Genomic DNA, 16995 nt, shown 5'->3' on the forward strand with positions numbered 1-16995 from the left:
TTCGGATTATAATAGTAAGCAATATATTGGTAGTTGATAATATACCAAGCATTGGGTATATGTACTATCTTTCCATCCCATAAAAAAAACGGCTTTAATAGCCGTTAATTGCAGTAACCGTATTAATATCATTTACTTAATGCAGGTAAATATTTTTTATCCATTTTTACGGCAATAATTGCTAAGAACTTCTGTACAGTCATACTTTCCTCTGCTTTTGTGTACCAAGATAACTTGGAGCCATAATCTTCCCCATCATAATTTACGCTGCGGGGCGTATAGCTTTTCAATTTAGATGTTTCGGTGTAATCAAAATCAATAATTAAAAACTTGCCGTCTTGTGTTTCCATTTTAACAACATATCTAGGACGTACGTAGTCAGGCTTGTACTTTGTCCCTATAATTTTAGCTTTAGTTCTCATAATGATCTCCTTTATCGGGATTAACACCTACCACAAGTAATAGTAGAGAAACAAGAAATTTACTAAAATTATTTAAAGTGCTTATGGACAAGCATACCACAGTAAATTAAATAAGTATATGTAAGGCGAACAATGGCTCTTGTTAGTAAAGCAATTATAACTATACATATAGTAGATCTTTGTCCCATTCATAAATAGAATGTTTAAAATGGATAGGACAAGCTCTTAAAGTCACTTTCCGTTTTTTATGCGATTTTAAGCATTTACGCTTCCTAAAATAAGATCGAGAAACCTCTTTGCTTTCATTAGCAAGGAGGTTTTTATTTTGACAAAACAACGTAATATTCAGCCGGAAAATACTTATGTAAGTAAAAAAAGTAAAAAAAGAGACCGTTGTTTGAAACGGTCTTTCAAGCTGGACAGAATCACATCCATTTTTTTGCCCATAATTCTACTACATCCAATGCTTTGCCTAGTTCATGGCCTTTTTTTGTTAAGGAATATTCGGTGCGTATCGGTCTTTCTGTAATAACATTGCGAATGACGATGCCGTGATGCTCTAGGTCCTTAATTCGTTCATTAAGCATACGTTTGCTGAGATCTGGAATAAAGCTGTGAATTTCGCTGAATCGCTTCGGCTCATCCATCAGTGCATGGATAATAAGGCCAGTCCATTTCTTGCTGATGAATTGGTACAGCTTCTCCACCTTTTCGCTTAAATTGCGCGGAGTCTTTTCTTCGCTCATTTCATTCATCCTCATTTTTTTAGTTATTAATGATAACCAATATATTATAAATAACATAGTTAAATAATTAAAAAAATCACCCTTACTTACATAATATCATATAAAGCGGTTTCATTAAATTGGTTTGTGACAATTCTGTGGCAGAGACCGTTGACGAAGAAAAAATAGGGGAGTAATATCTGTAACGTAAATTAACCAGTTAACTTTAAGTAACCAAGTTGAAGGAAGAAGGAATAGAAGATGAGCAAAGTTATTTTCTTAGAAAAAGACGGTTCCATTCATACAGCATTAAAAGGTAAAGATGTTTTAGCAAATCCATTGCTGAACAAAGGAGTTGCCTTTACAGAAAAAGAAAGAGAGGAGCTTGCCTTAAACGGTATCTTGCCTCCGGCTGTGTTGACTCTTGAAGAGCAAGTGCAAAGAGCGTATGAGCAATTCACATCAAAGTCGACTAATTTAGAGAAAAACAATTCATTAAATGATTTGTTTAATCGTAATGTCGTTTTATATTACAGACTTTTGACAGATCATTTAAGTGAAATGCTGCCAATCGTTTACACACCAACTGTTGGTCAATCTATCCAAGAATACAGCCATGAATACCATCGTCCAGGTGGAGTTTACCTATCTATTAATGATTTAGACGGTATTGAGCAAGCTCTTGCAAATACAGGTGCTTCATCAGACGATATCGATTTAATCGTAGCAACTGACTCTGAGAGCATTTTAGGTATTGGTGACTGGGGTGTTGGCGGTATCAATATTGCAATCGGAAAATTAGCTGTTTATACGGCTGCAGCTGGTATCCATCCTAAACGTGTATTACCAGTAGTGCTTGATGCAGGTACAAATAATGAAAAACTAATTAACGACCCATTATATATCGGTAACCGTCATGAAAGAATTCGCGGTGAAAAATATAATCAATTCATTGATGCATATATCGAAAAATCCCTTGAAATGTTCCCGAATGCATTGCTGCACTGGGAGGATTTCGGTAATGTAAATGCGCGTCATATTATTGAAAAATATAAAGATAAAGTTTTAACATTCAATGATGATATTCAAGGTACAGGTGCTGTTACTTTGGCAGGTATACTTTCTGGTCTCAAAATCAAAAATGAATCATTGAAGGACCAACGCATATTAGTATTTGGACCAGGAGCTGCAGGTATTGGAAACGCAGACCAAATGAAAGATACGATGGTTCTTGAAGGTTTGACAGAGGAAGAAGCCTGTGCAAGATTCTGGGCTGTAGATCACAGAGGACTTTTAACAGATGGAATGGATGGAATTTTAAGCTTCCAAAAACCATATGTACGCACTGAAGCTGAAGTTGCTGACTGGGAAAGAGAAAATGGCATCATTACATTGATGGAAACAGTTAAACATGTGAAGCCAACTATTTTAATTGGTACTTCAGGTGTTGCTGGTGCATTCACAGAAGCAATTGTGAAAGAAATGGCTAAACATGTGGAGCGTCCAATTATTATGCCAATGTCCAATCCAACTCATCTTGCAGAAGCAGTTCCTGCAGATTTGATTGAATGGACAGACGGTAAAGCGCTAATCGCAACTGGAAGCCCATTTGAACCTGTTGAATATAAAGGTATAAGCTACGAAATTGGTCAATCCAATAATGCTTTCGTATTCCCAGGTCTTGGTCTTGGTTCTATTGTAGTTAAATCAAAATTAATCACAGACAGCATGTTTATTGCTTCTGCTGATGCAGTTGCGAAGCTTTGCGATACAAATAAAGAAGGAGCTTCCTTGCTTCCAAGCATTTCTCAGCTTCGTGAAGTGTCCTATGAAGTAGCGGTTGCTGTTGCTAAAGCAGCGATTGCAGACGGTGTCGCACAAAACGTACCTGCAAATGTAGAGGAAGCAGTGAAGGATGCTATGTGGTATCCAGTATATAAAGATATCGAAGTACTATAAGGATAAAGTTTTCAAGAAATAAGGCTTTAAAAAGGCGGCTTTTAATCATAGATAATGGATTAAAAGTCGGGCTTATTGCCTTTTAGAGCAGTCTCACTTATTTTTTGAAGGAATAAAAACCTACTTAACTAATAGGTAAAGTAATAGTTTAATGAGCGTATTATAAACACGCTATAATTTGGGGGATTTGAATTATGGGTATAGGTCAAATATTTATTATATTAATACCAATTTTCTTTGTCATTATTTTAGGATACTTGGCAGGATATTTTAAGAAGTTTGATGCAGCATCATCTAAAGGTCTGAACACACTTGTTACTAAGTTTGCGTTGCCTGCACATTTATTTGTTGGAATTACAACAACTTCCAAACAAACTTTAATTGATAAATGGCCGTTCTTTGTAACGATGTTCATTGGAATTATCGGCTTCTATGTTGTTCTTTTACTGATTTCACGTTTTGTATTTAAAACATCTACAACTCCTGCATCTATGTTTTCGTTAAATTCTACGCAGCCATCATTTGCATTTATGGGTATCCCTGTACTAGGAAGCATCTTTGGTGCAGATGCAGTTGCAATTCCTATTGCGATTACTGGTGTAGTAGTTAATGCGCTTCTTGATCCTTTGGCTAGTATTATCGGTACAATTGGCCAGTCAAGTGCCAATGCGAAGGAAAAGGGACAAAGCTTATGGAAAGTAACGATTTCTTCTATCCTGCATGGATTGTCTGAACCACTTGCATGTGTACCGTTGCTTGGTGTCGTTTTAATTCTTTGCGGTTTCCATTCTCCAGACATATTGGCAGACAGCTTAGACGAAATTGGTTCCATCACTTCAGGTGCTGCTTTGTTTGCAATTGGTGTAACAATCGGTATCCGTAATATTAAGTTTAGTAAAATTGCCATCGGTATTGCTTTCATTAAAGCGATCATTCATCCACTAGCGATGGTTCTGATTGCTCTTATGATGGGATTATCTAAAACAGATATGACAAATGCAATCCTATTGGTTGCTTTCCCAGGATCAGCAGTTGCTGCCATGATTGCAACTAGATTTGAGACATTGGAAGCTGAAACAGCATCCTCCTTTGTCCTGAGTGCTATCCTGTCCTTAATTACACTACCAATCTTCTTGTCTTTATTAATGTAACGATAAACAAAAGTGGCAGGGACATTAGTGTAAAAGCTCTAAGTCGAAGAGGCTAGGACATAAGTAAGTGAACCAGCGTAAAGACCGAACTACTTAATCAACTATTGATTAAATAGTTCGGTTTTTTGTTTCTAGTTTAAATACAAAAAATTAGAAATTTTAGTGGAATGGAGCGGAGGCCACTCGACTCCTGCGGGAAATAGAGGAAAGGCTTAGACCCCGCAGGCGAAGACGAGGAGGCTAAGCTTCCTCCCCGCGGAAAGCGAGTGGGTGCAGCGCAATGAAACGAACTAACTTTAACTCAAAATTCTATTTAGACACAACCTTCATTTTTTAAATTTAGTTGTAATTTCAATTATTCGTGTTTAGAAAGCTTATCTTTTGTTTTGTCCCAGCCTCTTTTTTATTTACTATGCTTTGTTTAAACCAATAATAGAACAACCTTACTGAAAGGGAGCGGAGGCCACTCGACTCCAGTGGGGGAAATAGAGACGATTTAGACCGCGCACGCCCTCGAGGAGGCTCTCCCTGCGGACTCCTCGAGGACGTGCGCGCTATGAACCGAACATAGTTTCAAGGGTTATATTATTTATAAACAAACGGTCCTATATTTATTAGATGAAATTATTATTCGTATTGAGATAGGTGAATTTTATTTTATCTTAGCCTCTTGTTATCGATTTTTTATAGCTAATTTGATTAAAAATGTAAATTTTTTTAAGCTTTTTGTAAACTTTGGTGGAAAAGTTTGCTTTCGGATGTTTAACCTGTTACTATAAAGGAGACTTATTTTTGTTCGAAGTATATAGTTAGGAAAACATTCTTTATTATTATGTAGAGCAAGGATAGTAATACATAGTGTGTGAAACACTTAGGAGGAAACAAAAATGGCTACAGGTAAAGTAAAATGGTTCAACGCTGAAAAAGGATTTGGTTTCATCGAAACTTCAGAAGGACAAGATGTATTCGTACATTTCAGTGCAATTCAATCTGAAGGTTTCAAAACTTTGGATGAAGGACAAGAAGTTTCTTTTGACATAGAAGAAGGACAACGTGGCCCACAAGCTGCTAACGTTACTAAAGCTTAATTAACTTCAACAAAAAAAGACTCTAACTTCTGTTAGAGTCTTTTTTACTACAATTTGAGTCTATATTATTCTAGTTTAGGAGTGTGTACCCATGACATTGATATTCGCCCATAGAGGTTATTCTGCGCGTTTTCCTGAAAATACAATGAGAGCGTTTATAGAGGCAGAAGGGACTTTAGCAAACGGGATAGAATTGGATGTTCAACTGACAAAGGACGGCGAGATAGTCGTTATTCATGATGAAACAGTGGATCGTACGACAAATGGAACTGGATATGTAGTAGACTATAATTATTCTGATTTAAGAAAATTACAAGCTTCCTATAAATTCACAGAAAGTAATGTGCAAATACCCTCATTAAAAGAGGTGTTTGAATGGATGCAAAGCAACAACTTATTATGCAATATTGAATTTAAAAATAATAATGTCCCTTATGAAGGGCTGGAAGAGAAAACAATCGCACTTATAAGAGAATTTGGGTTAAGTGACAGAATTATTTTTTCATCCTTTAATCACTATAGTATGGTTCACAGCTACCGGATTGCGCCTGACATAGAGACAGCGGTACTTATGTCTGATAGGATATATCAGCCGTGGATTTACGCTGGGGCCATTAAAGCAAAAGGAATTCATCCTAATTATAAAAGGATTACTCTTTCTATGGTGAAGCAGGCTGAAGCAAATGGCATCCATGTTAGACCATATACAGTGAACGATCCTAAAAAGATGAAAGAATTCATTCAAGCAGGCATTTCAGCAATCATTACAGATGAACCGGTAGAAGCCAGGAATATACTCGAAGCCCGCTAATAGAAGTGCGAACCTGTAAAAAGTTGCAGGTTCTTTTTATTTTTATTAATGTAAGCGTTCTATAAGGAGTAGTTGTCTGAATAAATAAATATTAAGAAAAAATTTGCATGGATTTGCAAAAGTGTTTATAGTATAGATATGAAATAAATTGCACGGTAGAAAATATGATGATGCAAAAAGTGAGGTTTTGCAATGGATCTGTCTTATCAATCAATAGAGCAATCCATCTTTCAGGAATTAAAAGAAGCTGTCATCCTGATTGATAAACACGGAAAAATCGTTTGCTATAACCAACAGGCTAAAGTTGTTGCCCAAAGTCAGCACAACCGGGAATTATCTATGCATGCACATATACTTGACGTATTTCCAAAAAGTGAACTGATGAGAGTTCTGCAAACAAAAAAGGCGGAAATAAGAAAATTGTTTCGTCTAAATGACAAGCTGTCTGTTCACGTATCTCGTTTTCCACTTTTAGATAATGCTGGGGAACTGCTCGGAGCAGCCGCTATCATTCAACAGGACGGAGCTTCTGCAGAAACCAACTGGCAGATCGATGAATACATACAAGAAGGAATGCAGACAGTTTTGCAAAATACATCACAGGCTTTTGTGATTTTGAATGAGCACGGATTTACTATTTTGCAAAATCCTGCACACGAGAAATTTTTGCTCACGCTGCAAAAAGACAGTGCAGCAGAAGCTGTTTGGAAACAGAAGCTAGAAGAGGTGTGTAAGAAGACACTTCAAACAAGACGAATGGTCGAAGAGAAAATTAGGGGCGAATCAATAGAAGGCAGCGTTAAATGTCTTCCTAACTTGATAGATGGTGTGCTAAAGGGCTGTATACTGTTCATTGACCACAATTTGGAGCAAGCGGAGCTAAGGAAAAAACTAGAGCAATCAAGAAGAATCATTCGCGCACTGGAAACGCAAAGCCGATTCAAGGATTTTACGATAAACTCTGCGAGAATGAAAATGGCGGTCCAGCAAGGGAAAATTGCTGCAGATATGGATTATCCCGTTTTTTTGAGAGGGGCTGCAGGAACTGGCAAGAAGATGCTTGCAAATGCCATTCATAATGACGGAAAAAGAAAATATCAAGCATTTACTGTTGTTGATTGTTTGAAGGATGAGGAAAAGCTTGCAGACTATTTGGGCAGGATGAGTAGTAAGGATATTTCCATTCATCCGCAAGGAACCGTATATTTTAAAAATATTACAGCACTACCCTTGACCCAACAAATGCAGCTGCATCAAATTGTGCTTAACAGTCAGGAAAATGCCGCTGTCTACCGTTTGATTGTTTCCTCTGATGTAAATGTAGAAACAGCTATGATAGAAGGTGCCTTCCAGAAAGAGCTTTATTATGACCTGTTGCAAACAAGCATCCATATACCAGCATTAAAAGAAAGAAAAGAAGACATCGCTCCACTTGTGGAAGAGTGGATTCAGATTGGCAATGAGGAATATGGAAGCTGTATAACGTCCATTGACCCAGCGGCAATGGAAGTGCTGCAAAATTTTCCTTACAATAATAATTTCAAAGAATTGCGGGCAAGTTTAGAGCATTCACTTGCAAAATTAGATAGAGGGACCACTACATTAAGTGTTAGTCATCTTGCTTTTTTTGCAAATGCTACGAACAACCAAGAAGAAAGTAATCCTGAAACTGGAGATAAGCCTCTTTCTGAGCTGGTTGAAGAATATGAAAAGGTCATTATAAAAAAGACAATGGCGGCGCTTGATGGTAATAAGACACTCACTGCAAAAAAATTAGGCTTATCTGTACGGAATTTATATTATAAATTGGAAAAATATCAATTGAACTAGCTGCTTATAAAAAGGGAGGATTGTCAAAGATGAAGAAAAAATATCGCATATTAATCATAAACCCGAAAGCAGATGCAACGGCCATTGCATTATATGAGAATGAAGTACCCATCTTTGAACAATCTATCATACAGGAGGATACAAAAGGTTATTCTGCTGTCTCGCTTCAAGCACCAGACAGGACCAAGAAAATTCTTGATTTTCTTTTGTCAGAAGGCATTAACCTATCCAAGATTAATGCTGTTGCCGGAAGAGGCGGGCTGTTAAAGCCGATAAAAGGCGGTACATACATGGTTAACAACGAAATGCTAGAAGACCTGAGAGCTGGTGAACGAGGAGAGCACGCCTCCAATTTAGGAGGAATTATTGCTGCAGACATTGCTAGTGGATTGAATATCCCGGCATTTATTGTTGACCCTGTTGTCGTTGATGAACTGGATGATGTTGCGAGGATATCGGGCTATCCGCTTATTTCAAGAAAAAGTGTATTTCATGCACTGAATCATAAAGCATGCGGAAGAAGAGCTGCCATGGAGCTTGGCAAGCGCTACGAGGACTGTCATTTTATTGTGGCGCATCTTGGCGATGGGATTACGATAGGAGCGCATAAGCAAGGCAGGGTCATTGACGTAAATAATGGATTGAATGGAGAAGGTCCTTTCAGTCCTGAAAGAGCAGGCAGCCTCCCACACGGAGATTTAATCGACCTTTGCTATTCAGGGAAGTACAGCTATAAGGAAATGAAAGAGCAATTGCTGTACCATGCAGGGATTTCAGGCTATTTAAATAAGAAGAATCTCAGCCAATTAGAGGAAGGCGTGAAGGATGGGAGCGAGCAGGATGAACTCATTTTCCGTGCGTTAGCGTATCAAGTAGCGAAGGAAATCGGGAGTGCGAGCACGGTCCTGTCAGGCCAAATTGACGCGATTATATTAACAGGGGTAATGGCATACAGCCATTTACTCGTTGATGAAATTGTGAAAAGAACAAATTGGATTGCAGATGTGTTTACATATCCAGGTGAAAATGACATGCAATCACTTGCGAACGGCTGTTTACGTGTACTTCGCGGTGAAGAGCAAGCAAAAGAATATACACATAAAGTTGGAAAACAGGAGAGTGAATTATATGGCTAATGAATATGATTTAGTTATTTTAGGCGGAGGTACTGGCGGCTATGTTGCCGCAATCCGCGCCTCCCAATTAGGTCTTAAAACAGCCATTGTGGAAAAAAGCAAGCTTGGCGGAACATGCCTGCATAATGGCTGTATTCCAAGCAAAGCATTATTGCGAAGTGCAGAAGTTTATGCCACTGCAAAAAAGGCGGAGGACTTTGGCGTACTTACGAGCGATGTGAGTCTTGACTTCGGAAAAGTTCAAGCGAGAAAGGCTGGGATTGTCCAAAAGCTTCATAGTGGTGTGCAATATTTAATGAAAAAAGGCAAAATAGACGTTTATGAAGGAAATGGAAGAATCCTCGGTCCATCGATCTTCTCACCAATACCAGGAACCATCTCGGTGGAGATGAATAATGGAGAAGAAAATGAAATGCTGCTTCCAAAAAACGTTATAGTTTCCACGGGCTCAAGACCAAATACACTGCCAGGACTAGACGTTGATGGAAAGTATGTTCTTAGTTCTGAGGAAGCATTGAAAATGGAGGAGCTTCCTAAATCCATTCTAATTGTTGGCGGCGGTGTTATTGGAGTGGAATGGGCTTCCATGCTTGCTGATTTTGATGTCGATGTTACGGTGATTGAATATAGTAACACCATTGTTCCTACCGAAGATAAAGAAATCAGCTTAGAGCTGAAAAAACAGCTGGAAAAGAAGGGTGTTAAGGTCGTTACAGGTGCTAAAGTACTGTCTGAGACATTAGAGAAAAAAGAGCAAGTTTCCATCCAAGCCGAAATCAAGGGCGAAAAGGTATTTTTTGCTGCTGAAAAGCTGCTTGTGTCGGTTGGCAGAATTGGTAATGTAGAAGGCATTGGGTTAGAGAATACAGATATTATTGTGAACAATAATAAAATAGAAGTTAATGACCATTTCCAGACAAAAGAATCTCATATTTACGCGATTGGTGATGTAATCGGTGGTCTGCAGCTTGCCCATGTTGCTTCCCACGAAGGATTAAAGGCTGTCGAGCATATTGCAGGATTGACACCAGAGCGTCTCGATTACCAAAAAATCGCTAAATGTATTTATACACATCCGGAGGTAGCAAGCATTGGCTATTCTGAGGAAGAGGCTATTGCTAAGGGCTTTGCTATTAAAAAAGGAAAGTTTTCCTTCCAAGCAATCGGTAAGGCATTAGTGCATGGCGAACAAGAAGGCTTTGTCAAAATAATCGCAGACCGCAAAACAGATGACATATTGGGTGTTCATATTATTGGTCCACATGCTACAGATATGATTTCAGAAGCGGCACTTGCGATGGTGCTTGATGCGGCTCCGTGGGAAATTGGAGCAACCATACATCCTCACCCGACATTGTCAGAAGCAATCGGAGAGGCTGCACTAGCAGTCGATGGAAAGGAGATACACGGATGATGCAAATAGTAGGAGATAATAAAGTAAGACAAGGAAATGTAGGAGGTATTAAAATGGTAGAAAAACGCCATTTACAGGCAGGTTTAACGGATGAGCAAGTACTTGAAATGTATAGATATATGCTGCTGGCACGCCGCATTGATGAAAGGATGTGGCTGTTAAATCGTTCAGGTAAAATTCCTTTTGTTGTTTCATGCCAAGGGCAAGAAGCAGCTCAAGTAGGTACAGCATTTGCTTTTGATAGAGCGAAAGATTATTCGTTGCCGTATTATCGTGATTTAGGAGTTGTGCTTGCATTCGGACAAACACCTAAGGAAATTATGCTACAAGGGTTTGCGAAGGCAGAGGACCCGAACTCAGGCGGCAGACAAATGCCAGGACATTTCGGACAAAAGAAAAACCGGATCGTGACTGGCTCTTCACCTGTAACAACACAGGTTCCGCATGCTGTTGGAATTGCGTTGGCAGGAAAAATCGAGAAAAAAGACTTTGTTACATATGTGAGCTTTGGAGAAGGATCTTCCAATCAAGGTGATTTCCATGAAGGAGCCAACTTTGCTGGAGTGCATAAACTCCCAGTCATTTTCGTTTGCGAAAATAATAAATATGCTATTTCTGTTCCAATCGAAAAGCAATTGGCTTGTGAAAATGTTTCTGACAGAGCAATCGGCTACGGCATGCCTGGTTATACAGTCGATGGTAACGATCCGATTGAAGTATACCGTGTCACAAAAGAAGCTGTTGACAGAGCAAGAAGAGGCGAAGGACCAACTTTGATTGAGACAGTATCATACCGCTTAACGCCTCACTCTTCTGATGATGATGATAGAGCATACAGAGGTCGTGAAGAAGTGGCAGAAGCAAAAGCGAAGGACCCTGTGATTACATTCAAGCAATATTTATTAGATACAGGCGTTCTGACAGAAGATATGGATAAAGAGCTTAATGCTGACATGATGCAAATTATTGATGATGCAACAGAATATGCAGAAAAAGCTCCATATGCAAAACCTGAAGATGCGATGAATTATGTGTACGGGAATTAAGGGGGAAAGAAATAATGGCAGTTATTTCATATATTGATGCAGTTACTATGGCCATCAGAGAAGAGATGGAAAGAGACGATAAGGTATTTATATTAGGTGAGGATGTTGGCGTTAAAGGCGGCGTATTTAAGGCAACAACCGGATTATATGAGCAGTTTGGTGAAGCAAGAGTCATTGATGCACCACTGGCAGAGTCTGCGATTGCAGGTGTTGGAATTGGTGCGGCAATGTATGGAATGAAGCCGATTGCTGAAATGCAGTTTGCTGATTTCATTATGCCTGCAGTTAACCAAATAGTCTCAGAGGCGGCAAAAATCCGCTATCGCTCGAACAATGACTGGACTTGTCCTATCGTTATTCGTGCACCATACGGCGGAGGTATCCATGGAGCTCTTTATCATTCTCAATCAGTGGAAGCGATGTTTGCGAACACGCCTGGTTTGAAAATTGTTATGCCTTCTACACCTTATGATGTAAAGGGACTATTAAAAGCAGCTGTCCGCGACCCAGATCCTGTATTGTTCTTTGAGCATAAACGTGCCTATCGTTTGATTAAAGGCGAAGTGCCGGAAGACGATTATGTGCTGCCGATCGGTAAGGCAGATGTGAAGCGCGAAGGCGAGGATATCACTGTCATTACATACGGATTATGTGTGCATTTTGCATTACAGGCAGCAGAAAAGCTTGCTGAAGACGGGATTTCTGCACATGTATTGGATTTACGCACTGTTTATCCGCTTGACCAAGAAGCAATTATTGAGGCTGCTTCCAAAACAGGAAAGGTACTTCTAATTACTGAGGACAACAAAGAAGGAAGTATCATTAGTGAAGTTGCAGCGATTATTGCTGAAAATTGCCTATTTGACTTAGATGCGCCGATTATGAGGCTTGCAGGTCCAGATGTCCCAGCAATGCCTTATGCGCCAACAATGGAAAAACACTTCATTATCAGCCCAGAAAAAGTCGAAAATGCAATGCGTAAGCTGGCAGAATTTTAATCGGCTAAGGATAAGGAGGGATACTATGTCCAGTGAAAAAATAACAATGCCAAAGCTTGGTGAAAGTGTAACAGAGGGAACAATCAGCAAATGGCTGGTTTCTGTCGGTGACACTGTCAAGAAGTATGAACCATTGGCTGAGGTAATGACAGATAAAGTAAATGCAGAAATACCATCATCCTTTACTGGTAGTGTAAAGGAGCTGATTGCAGGTGAAGGAGACACACTGCAGGTTGGTGAAGTCATCTGTATCCTTGATGTCGAAGGAGAAGAGGAAGTTACAGTAGTAACTGCAAGCAAGCAAAACGCTGAGAGAAGCAGCAAGGAGGAGAATTCTGTTTCTAATAAAGCCAGATATTCTCCAGCTGTGCTTCGTCTGTCACAAGAGGCGGGTCTTGACCTGAGCCAGATAAAAGGCACGGGAATGGGTGGAAGAATTACAAGGAAGGACGTCCAAGCTGCTATTAGCGGAGGACAGAAGCCACAGCAGGATTTACAAGTTCCTACAATAACAGCACCAGTCGTGAAAAAGGAACCGCAAACAGAGCCTGTCGTAACTCAAGCGCCTACCCAGCAAATGGAGCCAGTCGTGCAAATACAGGCCTCTCCTGGTGATGTGGAGATTCCGGTGACTGGTATCCGCAAGGCTATTGCGGCTAATATGAAAAAGAGCAAGCATGATATACCGCATGCATGGACAATGATTGAAGTGGATGCAACGAAGCTAGTGAATTACCGCAATGAAGTGAAGGATTCCTTCAAAAAGGACGAAGGCTATAATCTTACCTATTTTGCGTTCTTCGTTAAGGCAGTTGCCCAAACATTGAAGGAATTCCCGGAAATCAACTCAACATGGGCTGGCGATAAAATTATCCGCAAAAAGGATATTAATATCTCCATCGCTGTTGCAACAGAAGATGCTTTATACGTGCCAGTGATTAAAAATGCAGATGAAAAGTCGGTAAAAGGAATTGCCAGAGAGATTACAGAGCTTGCCGCTAAAGCAAGAAAAGGTACATTGCAGCTTCACGAAATGGAAGGCGGCACCTTTACTGTCAATAATACTGGCTCATTCGGCTCTGTTCAGTCAATGGGGATTATCAATCATCCGCAAGCAGCCATTTTACAAGTAGAATCCATTGTCAAAAGACCTGTTATCAAGGACGGCATGATTGCGATTAGTGATATGGTAAATCTATGCATGTCACTTGACCACCGCGTACTTGACGGGTTGGTGTGCGGAAGATTTATGCAGCGCCTGAAGGAAAGAATTGAAAACACAACAAAAGAATCAACGCCAATCTATTAATGGGATGTAATCTTATTAATTGAAAGTTACATGTCAATTGATAATAATAAGATATGATGAGTGATTTGGACAATTATGTTCTAAACAAATATATCAGAGGGGGCAAAATAATGAATATCGATTTCAATTTATTCATGAACGATGTTGTTCGCCAAGCACGCCAAGACATGGAAGAAGCAGGTTATACAGAGCTAACTACACCTGAATCAGTGGATGAGGCATTCGCTAAAAAAGGAACAACATTAGTGTTGGTCAATTCTGTTTGCGGATGTGCAGGAGGCATTGCCCGTCCAGCTGCAGGATATTCGTTGCATTATAAAAAGAAACCAGATCATTTAGTGACAGTATTCGCAGGTCAGGATAAGGAAGCAACAGAAAAAGCAAGATCCTACTTCACAGGATATCCGCCATCCTCGCCATCCTTCGCCTTATTAAAGGATGGGCAAATCGTAAAAATGGTAGAGCGCCATGAAATCGAAGGACATGATCCAATGGAAGTAGTTGGCAAGCTGCAGCATGCATTTGAAGAATATTGTGACGAAGTATAAGTTCGGGAACAATAGGACAAAAAAAGCAGAGGAGAAATCCTCTGTTTTTTTCTTTGGAAACTTTTTCAGAAAAATAGTTCTATTCTATCTATCAGAAATTTATTTTTTTAATGAATTTGTATAAAGTGTATTGAATAATTATAAGTTTGTGTTAAAATTCATATAGTTGTATGAATATAAATCTCATGAGAACAGAAAATCATCGCGAAAAATACATCATTATGATTATAGGGGGAAAACTTTAATGAAGAAACTAATGGCACTTATGCTTTTAATGATAGCAATTCTAGCAGGTTGTGGTACTAGCTCAGACAGTGAGGGATCTGACAAGAAAGAGCTTATTATGGGAACATCTGCAGACTATCCTCCGTTTGAATACATCGATTCAGCGAAAAGTGAGGAAATCATCGGATTTGATATTGATTTAGCAAATGCACTTGGTGAAAAACTAGGCTATACAATTAAAGTGAAAGATTTTGATTTCAGCGGCTTGATTCCGGCAATCCAAGCAGGTCAAGTAGACTTGGTAATGTCAGGAATGTCACCAACTCCTGAAAGAAAAGAAAATGTTGATTTCAGTGATATTTACTATACGGCACAAGATTTAGTAATCACGAAAAAAGACAGCAATATTAACAGTGTAGAAGATTTAAAAGGTAAAACAATCGGCGTACAGCTTGCATCGATCCAAGAAGATGCTGCGAAAGAAATCGCAAAAAACGTGGATGTGAAAGTGGAAAACCGCGACCGTATCCCACAATTGGTTGAAGAAATTAAAGCTGGCAGATTCGATGCTGCAATCATTGAAGATGTGGTAGCACAAGGATACTTGAAAAAGGATGATTCTTTAAGCTCATTCACTGCTACAGAGGCAAATGATGATGCAGGTTCTGCAATCGCGTTCCCGAAAGACAGCTCAATGACAAAAGAGTTCAATACTGAATTGAATAAAATGAAAGAAAACGGCGAATTAGATAAGTTAATTGTTAAATGGTTTGGTAACTAATATAAATAAATAGCTTAAATAAGAAAAACGTTTAAAGAGGCACTCTTTAACGTTTTCTTATTTTTTGAAAGGATTGAGTCATAGAATGGAATTGGATTTTCAACAGTTTATTCCATCCCTTCCTTTTCTATTAAAAGGAATTACTGTTACATTAAAAATTGTGTTTGTTGCCGGGATTTTGGGCTTTGTATTAGGGATTGTTCTATCTATTTTAAAAATAAGCAAATTTCCAGTATTAAGCTGGATTGCTGATGCGTATACATCTATTTTCAGAGGAACACCGTTAGTTCTTCAATTAATGATTATTTATTACGGTACACCGCAAATTACTGGTGTGCAAATTGAACCGGCAGCTGCTGCCATTCTGTCATTTGGATTAAACTCCGCAGCATATATTTCTGAAATTATCCGTGCAGGTATTCTTGCTGTTGATAAAGGTCAGAAAGAAGCGGCACTTGCTCTTGGAGTTAACAACAGACAAGCTATGTTTGATTTAATCCTTCCACAAGCACTGAAAAACATCTTTCCAGCACTTATAAACGAAGCAGTATCTCTGACAAAAGAATCAGCGATTGTTACTGTTATTGGTGTTACGGATATTATGAGACGAGCTTATATAATGGGTGGAGACAAATTTTCCTACTTCGAACCATTATTGTTGGCAGGGGTAATTTATTATGTAATGGTAATGGTGCTGACATTGCTTGCGAAGGTTCTTGAAAGGAGAATGAGAAGAAGTGATTAATGTTCAACAATTGCATAAATCATTCGGTTCCTTACATGTCTTAAAAGGAATCTCAACAGAAATAAAAAAAGGCGAGGTTGTGACAATTATTGGACCATCTGGTTCTGGTAAATCCACTTTCCTGCGCTGCTTGAATTTATTAGAGGTGCCTACTGAGGGTAAAATTTTCATTGATAATGTGGAAGTTACTGCTAAGAAGGCTAACATTAAAAAAATGAGAGAAAATGTCGGTATGGTGTTTCAGCATTTTCATCTTTTCCCACATAAGACTGTTTTGCAAAACGTTACGTATGCACCAATTAAGGTAAAAGGCATCAGCAAATCAGATGCTGAAAAGCTTGGGATGGAATTGCTTACAAAAGTTGGCCTTGCTGAAAAAGCCAATGAATATCCTAGTCGTCTTTCAGGCGGGCAAAAACAAAGGGTAGCTATTGCCAGAGCACTTGCAATGAACCCTGAGGTGATTTTGTTCGATGAACCAACTTCAGCACTTGACCCTGAAATGGTTAAAGAAGTTCTGGAAGTAATGAAGTCTCTTGCGAATACAGGTATTACAATGTTGATTGTGACACATGAAATGGGCTTTGCAAGAGAGGCTGCAAGCAGAGTGCTGTTCCTTGACGAAGGATCAGTTGTTGAAGATGCACCACCTGCTGAGTTTTTCTCCAATCCAAAAAGCGCAAGAGCAAAAGAATTTCTGGAAAAAATGCTTTAATCCTAAAAGCTGTCTTGATTCAAGACAGCTTTTTTCCATCTTACAAAAACTGGTATAAAAACAAGATGCGGGCACACACTATAAACTAAAAA

The 16995-nt window shown here is 39.0% G+C and carries 16 protein-coding genes; 14 read left to right on the top strand and 2 right to left on the bottom strand.

Annotated elements, in window-relative coordinates:
* Positions 1-128: 128 nt before the first annotated feature.
* Together EM808_RS07310 and EM808_RS07315 are read right to left on the bottom strand one after the other, a co-directional pair.
* Entirely contained in the window at positions 129-422 is a 294-nt protein-coding gene (locus EM808_RS07310) for a hypothetical protein (protein WP_127737525.1), read from the bottom strand.
* A 425-nt stretch (positions 423-847) separates the two neighbouring features.
* Positions 848-1168: a winged helix-turn-helix transcriptional regulator gene (locus EM808_RS07315; RefSeq protein WP_127737526.1), complete on the bottom strand. Its 321-nt coding sequence runs from the start codon at positions 1166-1168 to the stop codon at positions 848-850.
* Positions 1169-1408: 240 nt separating this feature from the next.
* Here EM808_RS07315 and EM808_RS07320 point away from each other — a divergent pair, with 240 nt between their 5' ends.
* The 14 genes from EM808_RS07320 (at position 1409) to EM808_RS07385 (ending at position 16903) form a co-directional block, all read left to right on the top strand.
* Positions 1409-3106 carry an NAD-dependent malic enzyme gene (locus EM808_RS07320; RefSeq protein WP_127737527.1) on the top strand — a complete coding sequence of 566 codons (1698 nt, stop codon included), beginning with the start codon at positions 1409-1411 and terminating at the stop codon, positions 3104-3106.
* A gap of 194 nt (positions 3107-3300) precedes the next feature.
* The gene (locus tag EM808_RS07325) at positions 3301-4257 is read left to right on the top strand and encodes an AEC family transporter (protein ID WP_127737528.1); all 957 of its coding nucleotides are present in this window, start codon (positions 3301-3303) and stop codon (positions 4255-4257) included.
* 887 nt (positions 4258-5144) lie between these two features.
* Positions 5145-5345 carry a cold-shock protein gene (locus EM808_RS07330; RefSeq protein ID WP_127737529.1) on the top strand — a complete coding sequence of 67 codons (201 nt, stop codon included), beginning with the start codon at positions 5145-5147 and terminating at the stop codon, positions 5343-5345.
* Between the two features lie 91 nt (positions 5346-5436).
* A complete protein-coding gene (locus EM808_RS07335; protein WP_127737530.1) occupies positions 5437-6156 on the top strand; it encodes a glycerophosphodiester phosphodiesterase in 720 nt (239 codons plus the stop codon).
* A 192-nt stretch (positions 6157-6348) separates the two neighbouring features.
* Positions 6349-7986, top strand: a complete 1638-nt coding sequence (locus EM808_RS07340; protein WP_127737531.1) for a sigma 54-interacting transcriptional regulator — start codon at positions 6349-6351, stop codon at positions 7984-7986.
* 29 nt (positions 7987-8015) lie between these two features.
* Entirely contained in the window at positions 8016-9122 is a 1107-nt protein-coding gene (gene buk, locus EM808_RS07345; RefSeq protein WP_127737532.1) for a butyrate kinase, read from the top strand.
* Positions 9115-10536, top strand: coding sequence for a dihydrolipoyl dehydrogenase (lpdA, locus tag EM808_RS07350; protein WP_127737533.1), 1422 nt, complete (start codon positions 9115-9117; stop codon positions 10534-10536). The genes buk and lpdA overlap by 8 nt, the downstream gene beginning before the upstream one ends.
* Before the next feature lie 53 nt (positions 10537-10589).
* The gene (locus tag EM808_RS07355; RefSeq protein ID WP_127737914.1) at positions 10590-11582 is read left to right on the top strand and encodes a thiamine pyrophosphate-dependent dehydrogenase E1 component subunit alpha; all 993 of its coding nucleotides are present in this window, start codon (positions 10590-10592) and stop codon (positions 11580-11582) included.
* Between the two features lie 14 nt (positions 11583-11596).
* A complete protein-coding gene (locus EM808_RS07360; protein WP_127737534.1) occupies positions 11597-12580 on the top strand; it encodes an alpha-ketoacid dehydrogenase subunit beta in 984 nt (327 codons plus the stop codon).
* Positions 12581-12605: 25 nt separating this feature from the next.
* Entirely contained in the window at positions 12606-13889 is a 1284-nt protein-coding gene (locus EM808_RS07365; RefSeq protein WP_127737535.1) for a dihydrolipoamide acetyltransferase family protein, read from the top strand.
* A 110-nt stretch (positions 13890-13999) separates the two neighbouring features.
* On the top strand, positions 14000-14437 hold the full coding sequence (locus tag EM808_RS07370) for a BrxA/BrxB family bacilliredoxin (protein ID WP_127737536.1): 438 nt from the start codon (positions 14000-14002) through the stop codon (positions 14435-14437).
* Between the two features lie 244 nt (positions 14438-14681).
* Positions 14682-15443 carry a transporter substrate-binding domain-containing protein gene (locus EM808_RS07375; RefSeq protein WP_127737537.1) on the top strand — a complete coding sequence of 254 codons (762 nt, stop codon included), beginning with the start codon at positions 14682-14684 and terminating at the stop codon, positions 15441-15443.
* 85 nt (positions 15444-15528) lie between these two features.
* On the top strand, positions 15529-16188 hold the full coding sequence (locus EM808_RS07380; RefSeq protein ID WP_127737538.1) for an amino acid ABC transporter permease: 660 nt from the start codon (positions 15529-15531) through the stop codon (positions 16186-16188).
* Positions 16181-16903: an amino acid ABC transporter ATP-binding protein gene (locus EM808_RS07385; protein WP_127737539.1), complete on the top strand. Its 723-nt coding sequence runs from the start codon at positions 16181-16183 to the stop codon at positions 16901-16903. The genes EM808_RS07380 and EM808_RS07385 overlap by 8 nt, the downstream gene beginning before the upstream one ends.
* Positions 16904-16995: the final 92 nt, after the last annotated feature.

It is taken from the genome of Niallia taxi (genome assembly GCF_004005475.1).
Lineage (GTDB): Bacteria > Bacillota > Bacilli > Bacillales > Cytobacillaceae > Niallia > Niallia taxi.